The organism is Neobacillus sp. 114 (assembly GCF_030127045.1).
Taxonomy (GTDB): Bacteria; Bacillota; Bacilli; order Bacillales; family Cytobacillaceae; genus Neobacillus; species Neobacillus rhizophilus.
In genome coordinates this window covers 512,790-534,013 of record NZ_CP126144.1, presented here as the reverse complement: position 1 = coordinate 534,013, position 21,224 = coordinate 512,790, and the positions used below count along the sequence as shown (strand labels likewise).

Annotated in this window: 17 protein-coding genes; 3 read left to right on the top strand and 14 right to left on the bottom strand. The window is 41.9% G+C overall.

The features are described 5' to 3' along the window. The first annotated feature begins 52 nt into the window (after window positions 1-52). Entirely contained in the window at window positions 53-850 is a 798-nt protein-coding gene (locus tag QNN06_RS02565; RefSeq protein ID WP_213120730.1) for a fumarylacetoacetate hydrolase family protein, read from the top strand. A gap of 129 nt (window positions 851-979) precedes the next feature. Here the strand turns inward: QNN06_RS02565 and QNN06_RS02560 are convergent, their stop codons facing one another. Further along, a complete protein-coding gene (locus tag QNN06_RS02560; RefSeq protein ID WP_213120731.1) occupies window positions 980-2,365 on the bottom strand; it encodes an MFS transporter in 1,386 nt (461 codons plus the stop codon). A 156-nt stretch (window positions 2,366-2,521) separates the two neighbouring features. On the opposite strand from QNN06_RS02560, the gene QNN06_RS02555 reads away from it, so the two are divergent. Next, window positions 2,522-4,762: an outer membrane protein assembly factor BamB family protein gene (locus QNN06_RS02555; RefSeq protein ID WP_284036907.1), complete on the top strand. Its 2,241-nt coding sequence runs from the start codon at window positions 2,522-2,524 to the stop codon at window positions 4,760-4,762. A gap of 57 nt (window positions 4,763-4,819) precedes the next feature. Here QNN06_RS02555 and QNN06_RS02550 read toward each other — a convergent pair whose 3' ends face one another. From QNN06_RS02550 to QNN06_RS02490, 13 genes are all read right to left on the bottom strand, one after another. After that, the gene (locus QNN06_RS02550; RefSeq protein ID WP_213120733.1) at window positions 4,820-5,968 is read right to left on the bottom strand and encodes a PQQ-dependent sugar dehydrogenase; all 1,149 of its coding nucleotides are present in this window, start codon (window positions 5,966-5,968) and stop codon (window positions 4,820-4,822) included. 186 nt (window positions 5,969-6,154) lie between these two features. After that, a complete protein-coding gene (locus QNN06_RS02545; protein WP_284036906.1) occupies window positions 6,155-8,356 on the bottom strand; it encodes a DEAD/DEAH box helicase in 2,202 nt (733 codons plus the stop codon). A 108-nt stretch (window positions 8,357-8,464) separates the two neighbouring features. Then, on the bottom strand, window positions 8,465-8,878 hold the full coding sequence (locus QNN06_RS02540) for a hypothetical protein (protein WP_217034387.1): 414 nt from the start codon (window positions 8,876-8,878) through the stop codon (window positions 8,465-8,467). A gap of 132 nt (window positions 8,879-9,010) precedes the next feature. Further along, entirely contained in the window at window positions 9,011-9,904 is an 894-nt protein-coding gene (gene rbsK / locus QNN06_RS02535) for a ribokinase (protein ID WP_217034385.1), read from the bottom strand. Then, window positions 9,901-10,749 carry an energy-coupling factor ABC transporter ATP-binding protein gene (locus tag QNN06_RS02530; protein ID WP_284036905.1) on the bottom strand — a complete coding sequence of 283 codons (849 nt, stop codon included), beginning with the start codon at window positions 10,747-10,749 and terminating at the stop codon, window positions 9,901-9,903. The genes rbsK and QNN06_RS02530 overlap by 4 nt, the downstream gene beginning before the upstream one ends. Window positions 10,750-10,753: 4 nt before the next feature. Beyond that, complete coding sequence (locus tag QNN06_RS02525; RefSeq protein ID WP_213120737.1) at window positions 10,754-11,608, bottom strand: energy-coupling factor ABC transporter ATP-binding protein; 855 nt, start codon at window positions 11,606-11,608, stop codon at window positions 10,754-10,756. Continuing rightward, entirely contained in the window at window positions 11,605-12,351 is a 747-nt protein-coding gene (locus QNN06_RS02520) for an energy-coupling factor transporter transmembrane component T (RefSeq protein WP_213120738.1), read from the bottom strand. Before QNN06_RS02520 ends, QNN06_RS02525 begins: the two co-directional genes overlap by 4 nt. Window positions 12,352-12,441: 90 nt before the next feature. Continuing rightward, window positions 12,442-13,053, bottom strand: a complete 612-nt coding sequence (locus QNN06_RS02515) for an ECF transporter S component (RefSeq protein ID WP_213120739.1) — start codon at window positions 13,051-13,053, stop codon at window positions 12,442-12,444. 36 nt (window positions 13,054-13,089) lie between these two features. Continuing rightward, window positions 13,090-14,004, bottom strand: a complete 915-nt coding sequence (locus QNN06_RS02510; RefSeq protein WP_213120740.1) for a nucleoside hydrolase — start codon at window positions 14,002-14,004, stop codon at window positions 13,090-13,092. Window positions 14,005-14,016: 12 nt separating this feature from the next. Next, window positions 14,017-15,027 (bottom strand): LacI family DNA-binding transcriptional regulator, encoded by a 1,011-nt coding sequence (locus QNN06_RS02505; protein ID WP_284036904.1) that lies wholly within the window; start codon window positions 15,025-15,027, stop codon window positions 14,017-14,019. Window positions 15,028-15,210: 183 nt separating this feature from the next. Further along, the gene (locus QNN06_RS02500) at window positions 15,211-17,265 is read right to left on the bottom strand and encodes a peptidoglycan D,D-transpeptidase FtsI family protein (RefSeq protein WP_284036903.1); all 2,055 of its coding nucleotides are present in this window, start codon (window positions 17,263-17,265) and stop codon (window positions 15,211-15,213) included. 208 nt (window positions 17,266-17,473) lie between these two features. Further along, window positions 17,474-18,562, bottom strand: a complete 1,089-nt coding sequence (locus tag QNN06_RS02495) for a DUF4179 domain-containing protein (protein WP_284036902.1) — start codon at window positions 18,560-18,562, stop codon at window positions 17,474-17,476. After that, complete coding sequence (locus tag QNN06_RS02490; RefSeq protein WP_284036901.1) at window positions 18,552-19,097, bottom strand: RNA polymerase sigma factor; 546 nt, start codon at window positions 19,095-19,097, stop codon at window positions 18,552-18,554. Before QNN06_RS02490 ends, QNN06_RS02495 begins: the two co-directional genes overlap by 11 nt. An 890-nt stretch (window positions 19,098-19,987) precedes the next feature. Here QNN06_RS02490 and yedE point away from each other — a divergent pair. After that, entirely contained in the window at window positions 19,988-21,217 is a 1,230-nt protein-coding gene (yedE, locus tag QNN06_RS02485; RefSeq protein WP_213120745.1) for a selenium metabolism membrane protein YedE/FdhT, read from the top strand. Window positions 21,218-21,224: the final 7 nt, after the last annotated feature.

Here is a 21,224-nt window from a genome sequence, read left to right as displayed (position 1 = left end):
ATAATCAGCAACAGGTAAGATTCATCAAGTTAGCGAAGGAGTTCATATGGTAATGCAGGTGCTTCAAAAAACACAAACGATAGTTCGCTATCAGAAACCTAACGGTAAAGCTTCTTATGGAATTGTCGAAGATGGTGAGATTTTACAATTGTCCAGTGATTTCACTGAAATTGTAAATAATGATCTGAAATTTGATGGTGTACGGGTTAAATATAGTGATGTAAAGATTTTAGAGCCGGTAGTCCCCTCTAAAATCGTTAATTTTGGCTGGACATATGCTGGACACGCAAAAGAAACTGGCGGAACGGCCAATCTCAAAGAACCGTTTTTGTTTTTAAAACCGACCTCTTCCTTGATCCCAGACCAAGGTGAAATCATCCTTCCATCACCTGATTTAACGCAGCAGGTAGAATTGGAGGGGGAAGTGGCAATCGTTATTGGGAAGCGGGCCAAAAATATAAAAGAAGAAGAGGCAATGGATTATGTTTTTGGCTACACTTTATTTAATGATGTAACAGCAAGGGACCTTACAAAAACCGATCCCCAATTCACAAGAGGCAAAGGTTTTGATACATTCGGCCCGTTGGGTCCGTGTATTGTGACTGGTTTAGATCCCACTAATTTACGAATCGTAACAAAATTAAATGGAACAGTGGTACAAGATGGTAATACGAATCAGATGTCCCTTTCCATCCCTTTCCTTATCAGTTGGATTTCACAGGTTATGACACTGGAGCCAGGTGATGTTCTTGCTACCGGCTCACCTTCAGGAAGCTGCCCAATGAAGTCCGGAGATGTTGTAGTTGTTGAAGTAGAGCAGATTGGTAAGCTTTGTAACTTTGTGAAATAGATAATATTATTTCGCAAACTAATGTCCTTTTCTTTAAAACTTCAGGCATATCTAAATAAGGTGTTAGAAGCAAGTATTTATCCATTACTTGCTTCTAACACCTTTACTATTAAATAAAATTTATAGAAACTACTGACTGGCTGAAACACCAGAACCGTCCCCATGCATCTTTTTTGTGATGAACAGGATTCCTGGCAGTAATATGAAGGATACGATGAGTAAAATGATGGTCAGCCAATTTTGGCTGGTGTCGCTGACTCCGGCTGCGAAGATGACGCCGAATACGCTGGAGGCAAGGATATTGCCTATGAATCTTGATGTCATAAACAGACCTGAGGCCGTCCCCGTTTCCGCTACAGAAACAAATGAATAGAGCCGTGTTTGTAAACCTATATTTAGAATACCGTTACTTAATCCAATAGTGGCTAACACGATAAATATCCAGTACAGCGGCGAGTTATGATTGATTGTCAGCAATAGGACACCTCCCACTACTCCAATAATCCCTCCTGTTAGTAAAGGCTTTCTATATCCCGACTTATCGATCCAACGTGTCGCAAGCGGTGTGGTAACAATGGAAAATATGGATATAGAGAGCATGATGATACCCGTAAGTTGAGAGCTAAGCTTTAAAACAGATTGCAAATAAATCGGCATGGACAGCAGCAGGGCAAAAAAGATCACTGTTGCCAAAATATACTGAACATACACTAATGAAATATTGGGGTTGTTTTTTAAGAAAAGAACATCGATAAAGGGTCCCGCTTTCTTTTTCTCGAAAAAGTAAAATAAAAATGTTAACGCCAAGGAACCGATTAATGCCCATACATTTAGGCCATTTGCGAGAGTTTGGAAAAAATACATCCAGCAAGAAATGAATAAACTGAACAATATGATCCCAATTCCATCCCACTTGAATGTATTATTTGTACTCCTCACATCATTCGGAATAAAAAGAACAGCCAAAATAGCTGAAACAATGATAATTGGAAAGTTCACATAAAAGATTACATGCCAGCCGCCTAGTTCAATTAACAGCCCGCTGATCGTCGGCCCAAATGCGGCTGACGTGGTGGCAAATACCGATAGTGTGCCGATTACTCTGTTTTGATTTTTTTGAATATAGGAGCGAACAATACCGATTCCAGCAGGGTATAGAGCGGATGTACCGATAGCTTGTATCGTTCTCATGCCTAAGAGAAATGGCATATTCGGCGATAATGGAGCGGTAAATGAAGAAATACCTACCAACAATAGGCCAAATAAAAAGATTCTTTTCCTCCCATAAGTGTCACTAAGTTTACCAATGAGGGGCAGGAAAATAGCACTTACAATAAAATAGGAAGCAATCAACCACGTAATATCTTTTGAAGTAAGCAAAAACTCATTTTTTATCTCTGGCAATGCCACGGTAATCATCGTTGTATTTAAAGGGTTTAATATGACACCTAAGGCGATTGCAACGATCAAGAAATTTCGATTTTTAACTAAAGAAACATTTTTTGTTGCAGGCATGTACCATCCGATCTCCTCTTACCAATTTAATTATAAGTATATCATGAAACATGGGGACGGTTCTTTTGCTTCAGAAGCAAAAGAACCGTCCCCGTGCATCCTTTTATTCATTTACGGGAAAATTACTGTAAAAGGTTTGAAAGGAGTGATATTTAGGTGAAGAAGATTGGCTGGATTTTTATTACGTTATTTATGTTGATTTTTGCCGGGTGTACGACTGCACACAAGCCTGAGAAACAGCATCAGACGCAGTCTGAAGCAAAGAAAGAAAACAAGGGTGAGGACAGCAAGCCTGGGGCTAGTGATAATCAGACCAAGGATCAATTGGCCGGCACCGATTATAATGCTTATCAGCATATGACTTACAAGGGAAAGGTTGCTCCAAAGTTTAGGGCAGATGAGCTATCCGCCCCTCCATCAGGGAATTGGCTCACAAACGGCGGAGATATTCGTAATAGCAGATACTCTCCCCTTGAAAAAATCACTGCTGATAATGTAAAAAACTTAAAAGTAGAATGGGTCACAAGTTTAGGTTCAGGAACTGAGTTCAAATATTCGGGTGAAGGAACCCCGCTTGTTTATGATGGCGTCATGTTCACCACTACAGGAACAAATCAGGTTCAGGCACTTGATGCCAAAACCGGAAAAATGATTTGGGAATATCGGCCGCAGATCCCAAGCGGCATGAATACTGTCTGCTGCGGGTGGTTAAGCCGCGGTGTCGCTTTAGGGGATGGAAAAGTCTTTGTCGGATTACTAGATGCCAGACTGGTTGCTTTAGATCAAAAAACGGGCAAGGTGGTTTGGGAAACGAGGGTCGATGATTGGGAAAAAGGCTATACGATTACAAGCGCCCCGCTCTATTATGATGGAAAGGTCTATACGGGGATTGCCGGCGGTGAATATGGGATCAGAGGGTACGTAGCCGCTTATGATTCGGAAATTGGCAGACAAATTTGGCGGAGTTATACGCTTCCTGCCCCTGGTGAAAAAGGAAGCGAAACATGGCCAAACGGCAGCAAGGACTGGCTGACGGGCGGAGCGCCGGTGTGGAACACTCCAGCTGTTGACCCTGAATTAGGGATGATTTATTTTGCAGCAGGGAATACCTCTCCGGACCTGAACGGCAGCAATCGGGAAGGAGACAACTTATTTGCCAACTCCGTTCTTGCACTAGATGCCAAAACAGGCGATTATAAATGGCACTTCCAAGAGGTGCATCATGACATTTGGGACATGGACCCGGCCAATCCGGTCGTTTTATTTGATGTAAACATGAATGGACAAATGCGTAAAGGAATTGTCCAAGCTGGTAAAACAGGCTGGCTTTATATTTTGGACAGGACTAACGGGAAGCCGCTGATCGGCATTGAGGAAAAACCGGTTCCGCAAAATGCCAATCAAAAAACATCACCAACTCAGCCGTTTCCGGTTGGTGATGCATTTGTACCGCAAGCAGTGACGGAGGAAGATGTGAAGCGCGATTTGCCGAAGGACTTTAAAGGTGACATTGGCGGTATCTTTACTCCATTCTGGGATAAGCCAGTCACACTTAAACCAACGCCGCAGGGAGGAGCCAACTGGCCGCCATCTGCGTATAACCCGAACACAGAGTATTTTTACGTAATGGCTAATGACAATTATTTTGCCTATGCCCATTATGCAGAAGAGGAAAAGGACCGGTTTACCGAAGGGAAAGAATATATCGGCAGCGTCTGGCAGCCGGTGAAAAACTCCCCTAGCCGCGGCACAGTGACCGCTCTTGATGTGAAGACGAATAAAATTGTTTGGCAAAAGAAATGGGATGCCATCGCCTACAGCGGATTGTTAACAACAAAAGGGAACCTGTTATTTACCGGCCATAATGATGGACGGATTATTGCCTACGATGCTTCTAAAGGCGATCAATTATGGGAGTTTAAAATGGATGCCGGTGCAAACGCCCCGCCGATTACTTATGAAGTCGACGGAAAGCAATATATCTCCATCTATGCTGCCGGAAATACTCTGGCTGGAACAAAGCATGGTGATAAGATTTATACCTTCTCATTGGAGGGCAAATACGGATCGGTTAAAGATATCCCTAAAAACAAAATCAATACCTCTCCAGTCAAGCAGAACGTGAAGGAAAAGCAGCAAGCTAACAAAACGAAAAAAGAAACCTCCGGCACTGCCTCTGGTGAAGCAGTCTATAAAAGCAACTGCATGGCCTGTCATGGCGATGCAGGCGCAGGCGGACACAATGGTCCGAATTTACAACAGACCAAAATGGATAAGGCTGCGATTATTAGACAGGTGCAAAATGGTAAAGGTCAAATGCCTCCATTTAAAGATAACTTAACGACCAAAGAAATAGATGCAGTCGCTGATTATGTAAAGAGCCTGGGCGGCGGATGATAGCAGCCCGAAATTTAAAAAAGGTAATCGTCCTGTTTTACTGGACGATTACCTTTTTTAGTTGGCAGATGCTTTTTCTGTTAAGGAAATATGAATTAACCGATCATCTTTATCGGTTGGATTTCCGCGTTTGTCGCGATTGCTGGTAATTGTATACAATTCATTGCGATCGACCAGCACATCCCTTAACCTGCCTGCTTCACTATAAAACTCCTCAAATTTCTTGCTGGCAAGATCATACGTAAAGATTTTCTTTCCGGCTAAGGAAGCAACAAAGAGCTTTCCATCATTAAAAGCCATACCTGATGGCGCCCACGTTTGATCCCCGGATTGAAGAATCGGCTTTATCATGCCTTGTACCTCTTTATCTCCTTGTGCAACAGGCCAGCCATAGTTTTTCCCGGCTTGAATCAAATTTATTTCATCATGCCCTGATTCACCATGCTCTGAACTATAAAGATTTCCATCGTTATCCCACGCCAATCCCTGTGGATTACGATGGCCATAGGAGTAAATATAAGAATTTTTATATGGGTTATCAGTTGGAATATCCCCATTCACGGTCATTCTTAATATTTTTCCGGCTAAGCTGTCAAGATTTTGGGCATTGGCGGATTTGCCAATATCACCTGTAGTCGCGTACAGCATGCCATCCGGACCGATTTTGATTCGGCCGCCGTTATTAACCTCGCCGCCAGGAATTTTATCCAACAGGATCTTATCTTCCTTCCAAGTCTTATCTTCAAGCTTGAGTGAAATAATCCGGTTCAGGGTCTTGCCGTCTTTCTGATAAGTGTGAAAAGCAAACGCTTTCTTTGTTGTGGCAAAATCAGGTGCTAACGTAAACCCGAGGAAACCGCCTTCCCCTTTATTGAAGATCTTCTCAGAGGTCTTTACATTCTGGACATCTACCAAGCCGAGGTCTCCATTTATTTGAATGACCGACCCTTCCCGCTGGCTTAAGAAAAACAAACCACCATTTTTATTAATCGTCCAAGGAATGTATAAATGATTGGCATTCACACTGCCATCATTGGATACTGCAACCTCGACAGCCTTATTCATTACCTCGCTCGCATCCTGCTGTAAGGAACCCTGTTTTTGTCCAGGATCTTTTGCATCATCTTTATCTTCCCAAAACACCGCATACCCAAGCCCCGCTGCCAAAGCAACAGTCAACACACTAAAACCTATTAACTTCTTCAAACTACCACCTCAAAAATATAATTTACACCAACAGTTTAGACATATTTCAGACTATTTAAACAATGAAACATGGGGACGGTTCTTGTGCATCAAATGCGTTGGGATGTGGGGACGTTTCCTGTGCATCAATCGCACGAAAAAAGGACGGTTCTTCTGCTTTTGAGGCAGAAGAACCGTCCCTATGCATCATTTCTGTTTTAACAAGTATTCGCAAATTTTGCTTGAGCTTAGTCTAGCTGCCACATATGGGGGCCGGATTTCTCTGGCTCCTTCGAGCGGGAGTCCGAGCCACAAAACCTTTTCGTCTACCATGACATACGGAAACGGAAGGTTCTTATCCTTGTCTGAAATAAGGGTTAATTTCACCCGCTCTCCCCTGTTCATTAACTGCTCCTTCCATTCTTCAGATAACTCAGTCCCTTCTGGAAAGGAGATAGTAATCGACGACTTGGCCGATTTCAAGTCACGAAAGACAGCTTCTAGCTTTAGTGCATGAATCCACCTTAATTTGGGGTGTTGGCTGCGAATCCATGAACCAATTTCCTTCGTCGTGACCGCTTGATTGCGCCTGACCTGATAATCAACGAGCTGCCTTAGAGTTTTTCCAGAGTACACATGCTTTTGGATAAAATCTCTGTTGCTGACATGAAGAAATTTCCCCTTCGTTCTCGTAATCGCGACATTAATCAGGCGTTCACTGTCCTTTCCGGTTAAGAGCATTCCAGCCCGGTCCTGCGGGGCACTGTCGACGGTATCAAAGATCATCACATCCCGTTCACTGCCCTGGAATCGGTGGACAGTGGCCCCAATAATATCTGCTTGGCCGAGCTCATTCGTGTAAATCTCTTCAAGCAGCATTTCCATAAGATTCGCCTGAGACCGGTATGGTGTTACATACCCAATCGATTTAGTCCCGTCAAGGTAAGCTTCATGAATCAATTGAAAAGATAATAGCAGTTGCCATAGGTTAAATCTTGAATTAGTCGTTTTATCACTCATACAATGTAAGCCCGTGAAACTTGTATCCAAAAGCACGGCAGCCTGCTCTTTAAAAGGAGCATGGCTTGTGATTCTGTTTCTGCTTTTATAGACACTCTCATGATCTCCAACCAGTGAATGATAGATATACTTGTTGGTAAAAGCAGAAATATCGGGGTGCATCCTCCGCTGTTCTTTTAATAAAAAAACTTGCGGGTGAAGCTGTCCTTCGTTCAGGGATTCCACAACCCCAGCATGATGGAACACATCCTCTTTCAGCCATTTGGCCACAAGCAGGTCCCGGCTTGAAGCAATCGGAGGCAATTGCTTGAAGTCCCCGCAAATAATTACCCGATGACCCAGCGCAGCGGCAAAAGCAGCCTGGGGCACATAAGCCATACTTGCTTCGTCGAGGATGACTACGTCATAGTCCTGGTCATAAACGGCGCTGTCACTGGCCGCTTTTGCCAGCGTCGTCCCGATAATGAACGCCTCTTTTACAAATTCGACTTCTTTCTTCCGGACTTTTTCCAGAAGTCTCGCAATTTGTGTTTCAAGTTCCAGTAGATGATCCGAATCTCGTTTGCTAAAAGAATAGGCCAAATCCTGCTTTAAGTTACGTCTTTCTTCTATTAGTCTCTCTCGATCCTGGGCTAGGAGCGGATCCTGTTTTTCAATGAGCAGACCTGTGGTAATTTCGTGATGGGCCGATAGCGCTTCACCGCCACCACCACCATAGCGAAGCACATCCCCTTCCCGGAATCGGTTTTTCCTTTTAATAAAATCTGTCAGTTCGCCCATTAAGACATCGACAGCTTGATTGCTATGCGACAGAATCAACACTTTTTTCTGCTGAAAATATTTGTTGGCCGCCGTTCTGGCCAAGGTGTAGGTTTTTCCGGTTCCGGGCGGCCCCCAGACGAACGTGACGGGATTGTATTTTGACCGCAACACCACTTCGTGGACATTGCTCTTAATCTTGTCTGCCGGATGCTTGGTTTCCATCGAAGGATTCATCAATCTTTTTACTCTCAGCCGCTTTTGCTTGTTTTTTTTGATTTCATCCAAGCGTTCGATTAATTGCTCGAGCAGCTCCCAGGGATCATGCAGCAAAAAAGCATCGGAAATGAGGTCGCCAAAGCTTTGCTCCAATGCCAGGATGACTCCCCTGCCCTCGGAAGAAAGCACCTTTCCGCTGCTTTTCATCGCGCCCCATTCCAACTTTATCGTCGAACCAACGGGTATCCTTAATGGAATGGCTGTATCAAAATAATAGCTGTAGGCGTCATCGTTTGATAACAACCTGCCATTTGTCACAATATAGCGGCTTCCGCCGTACTTTTTTAGGTGATTAATCTCATTTAGAAGGGCTTGCTGCCACTCTTTTAGATAGGTTTTGGTTGTTGTCATTTGCTTCCCCTTGTCTTTGCTGCTTTTATGATTGTATCAAAGTTGGAAGCTAACAAAAACACGAGGACGGTTCTTCTGCTTTTGAAGCAGAAGAACCGTCCCCATGCATCATTCTCCTTCCTCCTCGTCCTGCTCGTCTTCTTCCTGTAATTTTTGGATTTCATCGGAAAGCTGCTCAAATGCTTGGAGTCGAAATTTCGCACTGGCAATTAGGTCATCGATGATTTGAATAAACGTCTCATAATCAATCCTATTTTCGCTGCATTCTTGAATCATCCTTATTAAATCTGCCTCATACAATTGATATCTCTCTTTAAACGTTTCTTTCTTCATCGTTAGGAAATACTCTTCATCCACAACGAATTCATTAAATATTTTTTTGGTCAATCGTTTTTTTGTGACTGTTATTTCCTTTTGATCCTGCTCACTTTCATAATGCTGCGCATCCTCATATTCTGAGCAAAGCGTAGCATAAATTTTCTCAAGCAGCTCCGTCGGCTCTAAATATCTTAAATTCGGCATCTCGAAACCTCCCATATCTAGTTATTTCCAAATATCTGTTGTGAAACACGGGGACGGTTCTGGTGCATCAAAAAGCAATGTAAAAAAGGGACGGTTCTTCTGCTTTTGAAGCAGAAGAACCGTCCCCATGCATCACACTTCCTCCAAGGTTGGAATGGAGGATTGTGCGCCTTCTCTTGTTATGACAATCGATGATACTTTGTTGGCAAATTGGGCTGCTTCTTCATCGCTTAAGCCCTTTGTCTCGGCAACGATAAATGCGGCTATAAACGAGTCTCCAGCGGCAGTTGTGTCTACGACATTTACTTTAAAGGCCGGTACATGAAACTCGCCTTCATCGTTGATGACATAGGCTCCTTTTTCTCCGGCTGTAATGACTAATCTCTCGATGCCTAATGTTTTTAAATAATACCCGGCACTTAAAATTTCCGCTTCGTTTGAGACAGGCATACCCGTTAAGATTTGCAACTCCGTTTCATTAGGAATGAGAGTATGTACCTTCTCTAACATAGCTTTCGTCAGCTTTTGCGCGGGCGCAGGATTCAAAATGACTTTTTTGTGGAGTTCAAAAGCAAGCTCCAGTACATACTCGACAACCTCAAGCGGTATTTCCAGCTGCATAATAATGATATCGCTTTGTTCGATAAGGACTCTATTTTGATTAATGTCTGAGGTCTGAAGCTTATGGTTTGCACCCGAAACAAGAACAATATTATTTTCGCCATCAGCACTGACATTGATGAACGCCATTCCTGTAGGGCCATCATCCTCCAGTATAGACGATGTATTCACACCGGACTGCTTTAGATTATTAAGCAGTGATTGGCCATAATCATCATTTCCGACCTTGCCAATCATCGTGGTATCGGCGCCAAGCCTTGCTAAGGCAACAGCTTGATTTGCACCTTTCCCGCCAAAATTGGTTTGAAACTTTTCACTCGATATCGTTTCCCCCGCTTTTGGGAGATGTGGAACATGGGTAACCAGGTCTACATTTAGGCTGCCAATTACTAATACCTTACTCACACGACCACCCCATAATTATCTTTTTGAACATGGCCGCTTTTCTTTGCATCCTTTAACTCTTCAACCATTTCCTCAATGGTTAATACTTGATTGCCAAATTTTAAAGAATTACTTAGCCGGCTAATATGAGGCTGCTTTAACATACTTTTTTCTAACGTTTCTAGATCCCAGAAGATATCCCGCTTATTCCCGTCTGCAATCTTCCGTTTATTTGCCATGACAATGACATGCTCAAAATTGTTCACGACAAATTCCATATCATGTGTAATCGTAATAACCGTCTTTCCTTGTTGAATCAAATGTTTAATAATTTCCCCTAATCGAATCATGGTAGGATAATCCTGACCGGCAGTAGGTTCGTCAAGGATTATGACATCCGTATTCATCGCAATTACAGCTGCAATGGTGACCATTTTTCGCAATGAATATGGCAGGTCATATGGATTTTCTTCTAAAAATTTCGTAACCCCTACAAGTTCAGCCGCTTTTAATACAAGATCTTTTACTACTTCCGGTGATAGTCCTTGTTGTTTCGGACCAAACTCAATCTCTTTATAAACCGTACTATTAAAAATTTGATCATCAGGATTTTGGAATACATAGCCTACTTTTCGCGAAATTTGCGCAGTTGTATAGTCTTTCGTATTCCAGCCGTCGATTACGACGTCACCCTCGGTGGGCTTTAGTAACCCATTGATTAATTTAACAGTAGTGGTTTTTCCTGCTCCATTCTGACCGACAATGGCAACAGCTTCGCCTTTCTCAAAGGACATGTTGACATTCTCTATGGCTGTAAATCCATTTGGGTAAGCAAAAGTGATATTATTTAATGTTAAAAATGCCATGTTGTTACTCCTCCTTTCCCACGATCCAGTTATTAAACACTGTTATTGCTTCCGATTCGGTAATTGGGATTTCGTTTAGACGGCCGGTTTTTCGCATCTCATAGCCCAATAGCGCATATTGCGGCAGCATGACGCCATGGTTCACAGTCTTTATGTCAGAAAGAATATCTTTTGTTTTCCCTTCCATAACGACCTTCCCATCCTCCACAAGGATGACCCAATCGGCGTATTCCGCAATCAGTTCAATCTTATGTTCGACAAGAATAATTGTTTTACCCTTTTGTTTCATAATATTTATTATTTTAAAAACTTCCTCAGTCGCTTGCGGATCTAACTGCGAAGTTGGTTCGTCGATAATTAATATTTCCGGATCCATTACCATTACTGATGCTAACGATACTCTCTGGCGCTGCCCGCCTGACAGCTGTTGCGGATCTTTATTTTGAAGAGGCTCTAAACCGAATAACTTGATAATTTCTGTTACTCTTTCCTTTATGACAGGAACTTCCACTCGTAAATTTTCTAATCCAAACGCTATTTCTTCAAATACAGTATCTTTCGTACCACTTATTTGTGTAAAAGGGTTTTGAAAGATGTACCCCATTTTTTGAGCAAGATCGCCCATTTCCCATTCACGGATATCTTTCCCCTCAATCAGCATTTCCCCATCCAAATCGCCTTTAAAAAAATGGGGAATAAAGCCGCGAATCAGGTTACAGATCGTCGTTTTTCCGCTTCCGTTCGCGCCAATTAAGGCATAGACCTTGCCCTTTTCCAACGAAAGGTTAACATCCTTTAATACTTTTCCATCGCCAACTGGATATTTGTATGAGATTCCTTTCATTTCAATATAACTCATAAGGCAACTCTCCAAACTATTAGTAAAATCAAGATGACTAGTAACATTACCCTGATAAACGAATCTCTTCCCGTTTTTTCAATGCTGTAAATGCTTGTCTTTCTTTTGTTTACAGTGAAGCCCCTTGCCTCAAGCGCCATTGCCCGTTCTTCCGTGCTCGCAACAGACGATAATACTAGCGGAGTAATCATTGGGAGCAGTGCTTTTAATCTCACCATTAAACTTCCTTCCGTCTCTACTCCCCGTGTTTTTTGCGCGTCCATTATAATCTGAGATGACTTTTTCATTTCAGGAATAATCGTTAATGTAGACAACACAACATAAGTAGCTTTAGGTGATAATCCTAGAACTTCTAATGAATAAACAAAGTCTTTAACAGGGGTAATCCTGAAAAATAGAATGAGCGAAGACCCTACGGCAATGATTTTAGAAGTAAGACCTAAAGCAAAATCAACACCTTCTTGTGTAATGGCGAGAAAACTCCATTCCCATAATACATGTGTACCAGGGTAGAAAAAGCTTTGTAAAACAAAAATAAGAACTGATAAACTGAACAATCCTTTGATTGTTAAATTGGCAAATTCCTTTGTTACACTTCCTATAGCTGCAATCAGCAAACAAACAAAGAAGATTGCGTAGCCAAATAGATAGTTAGGAATTATAAAAACAGAAATTGCGAATAAAAGAATCATCAGTAGTTTTGTAGTCGGATATAAACTAAGAACGGCATTCTTTTTCTCCATTTCCATTCTCCCTCCTTTAATGTATTCCTTATTTTTATAAGAATCTCAAACCCAGTATCCCCGGGCTGAGATTCTTATCCATTTCATAGATTAAGCCGCTTTTGATTTTTTGTTGCTTTTAATAAATGATTGAGCGTAGTTATGCTTGGACAAGTAACGGTCAGACATTTTGTTGACTATTAAGTAAGCAATAATGACAGAGGATGTCTTGTCAATCAGTTCAAGCAGCCCCATAGAAGTAATAACAGCTTGTACTAAACGATGGCCAGATGCTAGTAACACAGCAGTCATAGCAGATGCAGAGCTCCCGGAAATACCGCCATAAACCCAAACAATAATCGGAGTAGAAATAATGACAGCAATAACAGTTACGATAAGACCAGCACCGATTGTTTTACCAAAATTACTAAACATACCCTTTTTAGATAACATACCTACTGTAAATCCAATCGCCATGGATGAAATCGCAAATGGCAGTTCAGTTGGCGTAAAGATTGATTTTACGAGATTCGTAGCACCACCGGTTACTAATCCAACCCAAGGTCCAGCAATCATACCGGCAACAATGGTCCCAATGGCATCGAGCCAAATTGGAAGCCTTAAAATCTGTACCAACTGAGCAATAACGACGTTTAGACCAACACCGATAGGAATTAACATAATAGCAATTAATGAGAAGTCATGTTTTAGTCCACGTTTCATATAGGTTTTCTCCCCTTTGTTGTAGGTGTAATTTTTTTAGAATGATTTAAGTGAAGCGTAGATCATGTTGGAAAGTTCCTCCCGATCTACTTCAAAAGCTACATTTGCATTAATCGGACGATCTGTCAGTCTCTTTTTATCAATAATCGTTTGACCGTAAGTAAATTCCCCTTTTGTTTCAACTTGTACATTACATGGAATAAACGTAAATAACTCCGGTTTAATGAGGTAGGCAACTGCACAGGCATCATGCATCGGCAGCCCGTTTGTTCTGCCCTTTGCATAAAATTCAAGCATTTCCGCTGCTGCATCACTGATTCGATTTCCAATGCTCCTGATTTGTTCAATATCTTCATTGAATAGGACTGCTTTATAGGTTACATCTAATCCAAATAAGGCAATTGGAATACCGGATTTAAAGACAATCTGTGCTGCCTCCGGGTCAACATACATGTTAAACTCGGCAACCGGGGTTGTATTTCCACCCTCATATGCACCACCCATAATCGAAATTTGCTCAATTTTGTGCGTAATATTTGGATAGGCAGTAATAAGGTTTGCCACGTTTGTTAACGGGCCAATCGCTACAATGGATACGTTTTCATTAGAATGAACAATTAAATCTTTCATTGCTTCAACAGCAGTACGCTCGCTTGCCTGTTGCTCACCCTCAGGTAAAATCACCCCCCCTATGCCTGATTCGCCATGGAATTCTTCCGCCGTATACAGTTCCTTAATCAGGGGCTTTGTAGCACCTTTTGCTATTTCAATCCCTTTAATTCCGGTTAAGTTAACGAGCTTTAACGCATTCGATGTCACCTTTTCAATCGTTTGATTACCAGCAGTTGTGGTAATCAACTTCACATCTAATTTGTCAGACGTTAGAGCTAGAAAAATTGCTATAGCGTCATCAATCCCTGGATCGGTGTCAATTATTACCGTTTTTTTCATCTTAAGCCCTCCCTATGAAAATTCTTTCGTGCTGCCATTGATAATTAACTTTGGTTCCATAAAAACCTGTTCCTTACTGATATTTTTGTTGTTGATTTGATCAAACAACATCGTGGCAGCAATTTCCCCCATTTTATATGCAGATTGTTCTATCGTTGTCAGTTTGGGAATTAGTAATTGGTTATAGGTTAAGTTATCAAAACCTACAACCGATAAATCATTAGGAATATTGATTCCTAACTCTACTGCTGCTTGATAAACCCCAAATGCCATTAAATCGTTAAATGCAAAAATAGCTGTAACATCTTTTTCTTTCAATAATGTCTTTGCCGCCTGATACCCCCCTTCCATTTGATAATTACCTGTTATGATTATCGAATCATCAATCGGAACTTGAAACTCCGAAAGTGCTTTCGTATATCCCTTGAAACGTTCGTTTGAGTTGGGAATGTTAGCAGGTCCTGTAATACACCCAATTTTGCGATGGGATAACTCTAGTAAATGTTTGGTCGCCAGGTACCCTGCTTTCTCATTGTCAATATACACGCCGCCAAAATCTCGATTCTCCTGACCGCGGTCTAATAAAACAACAGGTATTTCATATTCTTGCACAGTTTGATAGAATTCCTTACTTTGAGTTTCTTGAGGTCCACTAAAGATAATTCCATCTACATTTTTTTCTTTCATAATGGTTAAATAATCTGTCTCTTTTCGATGAGAGCTATCAGTATTACATAAGAAGACGGTATATTGAGCATTGTTTGCTACATCCTCAACCCCTCTGACAAGCTCAGGAAAGAAAGGATTTCGTATATCGGGAATCACTAGCCCAATCGTATTAGTTTTTTTGGTAATCATGCTTCTAGCAATACTATTAGGTTTGTAATTTAACTCTTCTATTACTTTTAGGACCTTTTCACAGGTTTCTTTTCTAATTCCTTCTGATTTGTTATTCATGATTCTAGAAACAGTAGTAATGGACACCCCTGCTTTTTTCGCTATATCTTTTATTGTTACGCTCATGAAACTTACCACCCACATTTCGGTAAAACGTTTTCTGAAATCGTTTTAGGAAAACGTTTTACTAAATCGTTTTCTTTTATTATAAGCTAATTTTAAGTGAAGTCAATATTTTTTGAAAATTAACGAAATATGGGGGCGGTTCTTCTGTTTTATGATGAAACAGAAGAACCGCCCCCACATATCTTACTTGGCGCTTATTAAATCGAAATATGCTTTTAGTATTCCTTGCCCGATTTTTTTATTTACTGGATGGGAATCTGTTTGTGTATTGGGAACGACAATGGAAAAGGCAATCTCTGGGTCATTAAATGGTGCATAACCGACCAATGTTAAATTATAAGTGGGTCTATCGGTAATGAGTTTTTTCTTGATTGGGTCATAATAGAATGCTTCTGCTGTCCCTGTTTTCCCTGCAATATTATAGGAACGAAACGGCTCTTCAGCAAAGGAAGATGTAGCAGTCCCTCCAGCTTCTTGGTAAACCTTCCTTAATCCTTCTTGCACTCTTTTTATATGAATAGGTTCCATATCTATGCGATTCAGAACAACTGGCTCTAGGGACGAAAAAACGGGTCCAAGCTCTTTTTCCGTTGTGGATTCGCGAATTTCTTTTACTATAGTTGGCTTTATTCTATTTCCATTATTGGCAATCGTGGCAATATATTGAGCCAGTTGAATAGGGGTATAGGTATCAAACTGTCCAATTGCAAAATCCAAAGCTTTACCTGGTATGGAAGTTTCCCCCGGAAGACCTGTTGCCTCGTTTGGCAAATCGATCCCCGTCCTAACTCCTAAACCAAATTGGTTAAAATAATACCTAAAGGTTTTGAAAACCTCTGTGCCTCCAGGCAGCTTCATATTGGGGTAATATTCTGTCCCCATCATTTTTATGGCTGTTTTAAACATATACACGTTCGATGATCTTTTTAGAGCTGTTAAATCGTCAATCACATCCATGTTGGTATACGATTTTTTGATAGGTGTACTTTGAATGTTTAGCGGTTCATCCAGGATCGGGGTACCTGGCCGTATCACGCCTGTCTTAAAACCTGTTAATACAGTAGCGCCTTTTACTGCAGAACCCATGGCATAGGAAGAGGTAATGGTCCCTAAAGCATAATCATTCACTGTCCACTTCCCATCTTTTTGCTCTAGTTTTTTCCCGGCCAGGGATAGAACTTCCCCTGTTTTTGGGTTCAACATGACAACAAAGGCACGATCCAAGAATGGCCCTCCGCCATTGATCTTTGCGAACATCAGTTCATTCGCTAGAATTTCTTCCACTCGCTTTTGCAATTCTATGTCGATTGTCACCACCAAGTCCTTGCCTGGCTTCCCCTCGCTCATTACCTTGCTCGAAATGATGTTTCCGGAACTATCCGTCTGGTATTGGATTTTTTCTTTCTGTCCTTTTAAAACATCCTCATATAATAACTCAATTTGACTTTTTCCCACACGATCATTGCGGCTATATCCTCTCGGAAGATAGTAATCTAGTGAATCCCCGGGAAGCCCTTCTTTTGAAGACGTAACATTTCCTAAAACAGAACGAAAGATATCCCCATTAGGGTACTCTCTCTTCCAATCCGTAACGACATCAACGCCTGGAAGACGATCCAAATTTTCGCTTACGACAGCCAGTTCTTCTAATGGAACATCTTCATTTTTGACGATTTGTGGCGTTAAGAAATAGCCGCCTGCCATCTCACGATAAATAGCTGCAACTTCTAGCTCCTCTTGCCTGATTTCAGCCAAATCTGTTTTCGGATCAATTCTTTTTAGCTGCAGCTGGTACAATTCTTTATTGGTCAAATCCTTATTATTTCTTTCTTTTGATGTGAGCTTTTGTTCAGCTTTCTTCGGACGCGTTAAGATCCAGTAATCCTTTAAATCCCGCTCTGTTAATTTATCAGTATCTTTATCTATTAGTTTTGCTAGCTCTTGTGCAACCTTCAGCACTTCCTGATTGGAGATATTGACATCCCTGGTATAGGAAATGGTATTAACCGACAAATTGCTGACAATTGGCCTTCCAAATCGGTCATAAATCTCCCCCCTTGGAACGGGGTGATTAACCGTAATATTATCAGTTCGTGCAATCTCTTTTTGATAATCTTCACCATATACAATTTGCACCACACCCATCCTAAAAATAAGGGCAGAAAATAACAAAAACACAATTACGAAAAGAATATTAACTCGGGCCAGTTTAACGTTTTTCTGTTTATTCCTAGTCATCCAACCAACCTCTCATTATGTATGGACACCTTTTTCGAAAAATTAAGACATCTATTTAGACGCCTAGTTGAAATTAAAAACTATCACCTCATCCAGTAGTTAGGTCTATTTTACGTTGGAACAGGTAGTAATTTCCAGTAAAATGCATACGAAAGAAACACGGGGACGGTTCTTCTGCTTCATGAGGCAAAAGAACCGTCCCCGTGCATCATTTCGGTATTGTAAACGGAAGGACCCATTTTCCTGCAATTCCGTCTGTCCGCTTGATGACAAACCGATATTCTCCTGCTCCTTCGAGCGGCGGAAACAGGATATCCCCCGTTCCAGCCTTGGAAAACCCGCTTGTTCTAAATCCTGCGGAAAGGAATTCATAACGTGTGCCATCTGAGGCTTTTTCAATATACATCTCCAAATTTTCATGTGCCACTGACTTTTTAAATTCAGCAGTATAGTCGAGCTTTGTTGAACTCGGGGTCAAGGTGACTTTCTTTAGCTTTATTTCCACTTCCTCATTAGACACAACCGCAGCCGGATGAATCGTTTCCTTTGCATCCTGCCATTCCTGGACCCACTCCATGGTCCAAGGTCCACTCTTTTCCTTTGAAAAATCAGCTGTCGTCCAATTCAGGACTCCTATTTCCAGATGGAACCTGACACCCAATACTCGCTGCCAAGCCGGCGCAGCAGGAAATTCAATCATTCCTTTATTGGTATCGGAATCCATGCTTACACTATAAGAGTTATAACGGGACATTCCAAACTGATCTACCAGCTTAATACTCTCCGGCATCCAGCTCCCTGAATCAGCAGGGGGCGGGTTCAGTTGAAAAAAGATAACCGTACGGTTGCTATCTGCATAGGTTCCGACGATGTCGATACGAAAACCATCAACGGTTGCCGACAGCTCCTGAGCTTGAATATTCCCTTTTTTCGCCTCCCGAAGCAATCCTACATCTTGCTTGGAAATGAGGTGTTCCGCAAATGGGACTGACTGGACGGCAGCATAAGCAAATGCTTCCCACCTTGGCATGGCGTAGAAGCTAAATTTCAGAAGACCCAATATCAATACTAGTACAGCGGCAGTTAATATCGTTCTTTTAGCAGTAAGATACCAGGCTTTTGCTTTTATTGTACTTTCCGTCTTTAATGTATCCCCCTCTGCCATCGCCCGTTCTGCCATTTTTGCAAAATCAGGATATTCACTGATTTCTTTCTGATAATAGTTTCTTAGTATGTTTTCAACTTCTATATCCTCGGGGTTGCTAACTGGCGCAAACCTTTTATCGTCATTGTTCATGATTTGCCCGCTCCTTACCAAAATGATGAGTGTATTCCTTAGGCATGTGCTTCCTTATCGTTTTAAGCGCCCGGTGAATCCGCGACTTAATCGTTCCATCCCGCATTCCTGTAATTTCTGCAATCTGCCGGAAGGTTAATTCTGCTGAATAATGCATCGCAAGCAGATGGCGGTCTTCCTCAGAAACCGTTTGAAGAAGCCAGTCAATCTCCTCGCGGTCTTCGATTCTCTGGTAGGAAGAATAGGCATCTGCCTGCTCCCAATCCCGGTCGTGCAGCATCTCTCGATTTTTGGTTTTGTTTTTATCAAGAAATACATGCCACAATACCCGGAAGAACCAGCCCTTTAGATTAACGCGTACACCTTTCCCTGATTTCCACGTCCTAAGAAAGGCCTCCTGTACGACATCCTCTGCTTCACTCCTATTTCTAGTCCAATACAGCGCCAAGCGAAATGCTTCGGGACCCACCATCTCACAAAACTTCGTATATTCACCCGGACTATCGATTCTATATTCGTCATTCTCTAAAGCCAAGCAGCACACACTCCCTCGAAAAGCCTTCTATATAATACGACTTTGATTATCCAAAAATCGTTGCATAAATTTAGTGAAACAGGGGGACGGTTCGAGATCGCTGAAAAATACTCCAAAGTAGGGGTCTTAAAGACAAAACGTCCTCGGTTGAGGGTAGAATGTTTTTAAAAAGCCATCTATTCTGCCCTGAGTGCAAGAAAAAGTGCCGCACCGGTAAAAATAAAACGGTCTATTTTGCCTGTGTGCACAAGAAATGTGCCGCACCGGTAAAAATAAGCAGTCTATTCTGCCCGCGGGCACAAGAAAAGTGCCGCGACGGTAAAAATAAAACGGTCTATTCTGCCCATGAGCACAAGAAAAGTGTTGTAATGGTAAAAATAAAACGGTCTATTTTGCCTGTGTGCACAAGAAATGTGTCGCACCGGTAAAAATAAGCAGTCTATTCTGCCCGTGGGCACAAGAAAAGTGTCGTAATGGTAAAAATAAAACGGTCTATTTTGCCTGTGTGCACAAGAAAAGTGCCGCGACGGTAAAAATAAACCGGTCTATTCTGCCCGTGGGCACAAGAAAAGTGTCGCACCGGTAAAAATATGTCACTTAGGTACTCCGTTTTGCCTAAGAAAAATAGCGCTCCAGTTTCGTAGGATGTATTTTTCAGTGGTCTCGGACGGTTCTCCTGCCTCATGAGGCAGAAGATCCGTCCCCATGCATCGCTATTGATTAATGCGATAGTTTTCAATCGGATATATCTATATATTGTATTGCATAATTACCAGAAAACAGTAACATTAATGATATACGTCCTTTAAAAAATGCCTGGAAAATTCCTCGGCATTTTTGTTTTGTGTAAGTATTTTTTAAAAAAATAATGATAGGGGTGTTGCAGCTTTATGAAGCTTTATGGAAAAATCTTCAAAGAATATTGGAATCCCTATGTAGCTATCAGTATTGCAGGATTAGTAAGTGCATTGTACTTTGGCATTACCGGTACTGTTTGGGCCGTCACTGGGGAATTCACAAGATTGGGCGGACATATTTTAGGATGGTTCGGTGTCGATGTTTCCGATTGGGCCTATTTTCAACTGGTCGGTCTTCAAGGGACTCCCGTCAGCCGGACAGATGGCTGGATTGTCATTGGGATGCTAGCTGGCGCACTCATTACAATCCTCCTAAGCAACAGCTTCAAAATCCGGGTTCCGAAACAAAAACGACGGTTGGTACAAGGATTTATTGGCGGAATTATTGCAGGGTTTGGTGCTCGACTCGCTCTTGGCTGTAACTTGGCCGCTTTTTTCACGGGCGTCCCTCAGTTTTCATTTCATTCATGGATTTTTATGGCTGCCACTGCAATCGGGACCTTTTTTGGCGTTAAGGTTGTGAACACAAAGTGGTGGCGGGGTAAACCAACACTGACGAAAGGAACGATGAATCCAGTTGTCACCGAGCATGATCAAAAAAGGAACATCCAGCCTATCTTGGGTGTAGTCTTTGCTTGTCTTTATATTGGTATCATCCTTTACTTTTTCGCAGCAGGCAAAACTCTTTTGGCGGTTGCATGTATAGCGGGGGCCTTGTTCGGTATTCTCATTGAACGCGGACAAATTTGTTTCACTTCTGCTTTCCGCGATTTATGGATCAGCGGACGTGCCGTTATGTCAAAAGCCATTGCCGTCGGCATGATGATTAGTGTCGTGATAACATTTATCTACATTCAAACCGGCTCTGTTGCTCTCATCAAAATTGCTGCTCCAAGCACTGTGATTGGCGGGCTATTATTCGGATTTGGTATTGTTCTGGCTGGCGGCTGTGAAACCGGCATGATGTACCGGGCAATGGAAGGTCAATTGTTATTCTGGGTTGTCGGTGCAGGAAATATCGTCGGAGCTACTTTCTTGGCATACGGCTGGGACCACCTTGGGATTTTTCATGCCCTTGGGGAAAATTGGCCGAAGGTAAACTTAATTGAACAATGGGGACCTACAGGAGCCCTGGTTGGTACAATGGCTATGCTGCTTGTTTGGTTTTTACTTTCAAACTGGTGGGAAAAGAGGTTCCGTTATGGGACTGGAATCAAACACGAAAAGAAAGAACGGATTTCTCACGTTACAAAGGAGGCGTAATCCATGT

What these genes read in the sequence shown, in the direction of transcription:
- QNN06_RS02565 (WP_213120730.1), top strand. Translation starts at nt 53, where the DNA reads ATGCAGGTGCTTCAAAAAACACAAACGATAGTTCGCTATCAGAAACCT.
- QNN06_RS02560 (WP_213120731.1), bottom strand. Translation starts at nt 2,365, where the DNA reads ATGCCTGCAACAAAAAATGTTTCTTTAGTTAAAAATCGAAATTTCTTG.
- QNN06_RS02545 (WP_284036906.1), bottom strand. Translation starts at nt 8,356, where the DNA reads ATGACAACAACCAAAACCTATCTAAAAGAGTGGCAGCAAGCCCTTCTA.
- QNN06_RS02540 (WP_217034387.1), bottom strand. Translation starts at nt 8,878, where the DNA reads ATGCCGAATTTAAGATATTTAGAGCCGACGGAGCTGCTTGAGAAAATT.
- QNN06_RS02530 (WP_284036905.1), bottom strand. Translation starts at nt 10,749, where the DNA reads ATGGCATTTTTAACATTAAATAATATCACTTTTGCTTACCCAAATGGA.
- QNN06_RS02525 (WP_213120737.1), bottom strand. Translation starts at nt 11,608, where the DNA reads ATGAGTTATATTGAAATGAAAGGAATCTCATACAAATATCCAGTTGGC.
- QNN06_RS02520 (WP_213120738.1), bottom strand. Translation starts at nt 12,351, where the DNA reads ATGGAGAAAAAGAATGCCGTTCTTAGTTTATATCCGACTACAAAACTA.
- QNN06_RS02515 (WP_213120739.1), bottom strand. Translation starts at nt 13,053, where the DNA reads ATGAAACGTGGACTAAAACATGACTTCTCATTAATTGCTATTATGTTA.
- QNN06_RS02510 (WP_213120740.1), bottom strand. Translation starts at nt 14,004, where the DNA reads ATGAAAAAAACGGTAATAATTGACACCGATCCAGGGATTGATGACGCT.
- QNN06_RS02505 (WP_284036904.1), bottom strand. Translation starts at nt 15,027, where the DNA reads ATGAGCGTAACAATAAAAGATATAGCGAAAAAAGCAGGGGTGTCCATT.
- QNN06_RS02500 (WP_284036903.1), bottom strand. Translation starts at nt 17,265, where the DNA reads ATGACTAGGAATAAACAGAAAAACGTTAAACTGGCCCGAGTTAATATT.
- QNN06_RS02495 (WP_284036902.1), bottom strand. Translation starts at nt 18,562, where the DNA reads ATGAACAATGACGATAAAAGGTTTGCGCCAGTTAGCAACCCCGAGGAT.
- yedE (WP_213120745.1), top strand. Translation starts at nt 19,988, where the DNA reads ATGAAGCTTTATGGAAAAATCTTCAAAGAATATTGGAATCCCTATGTA.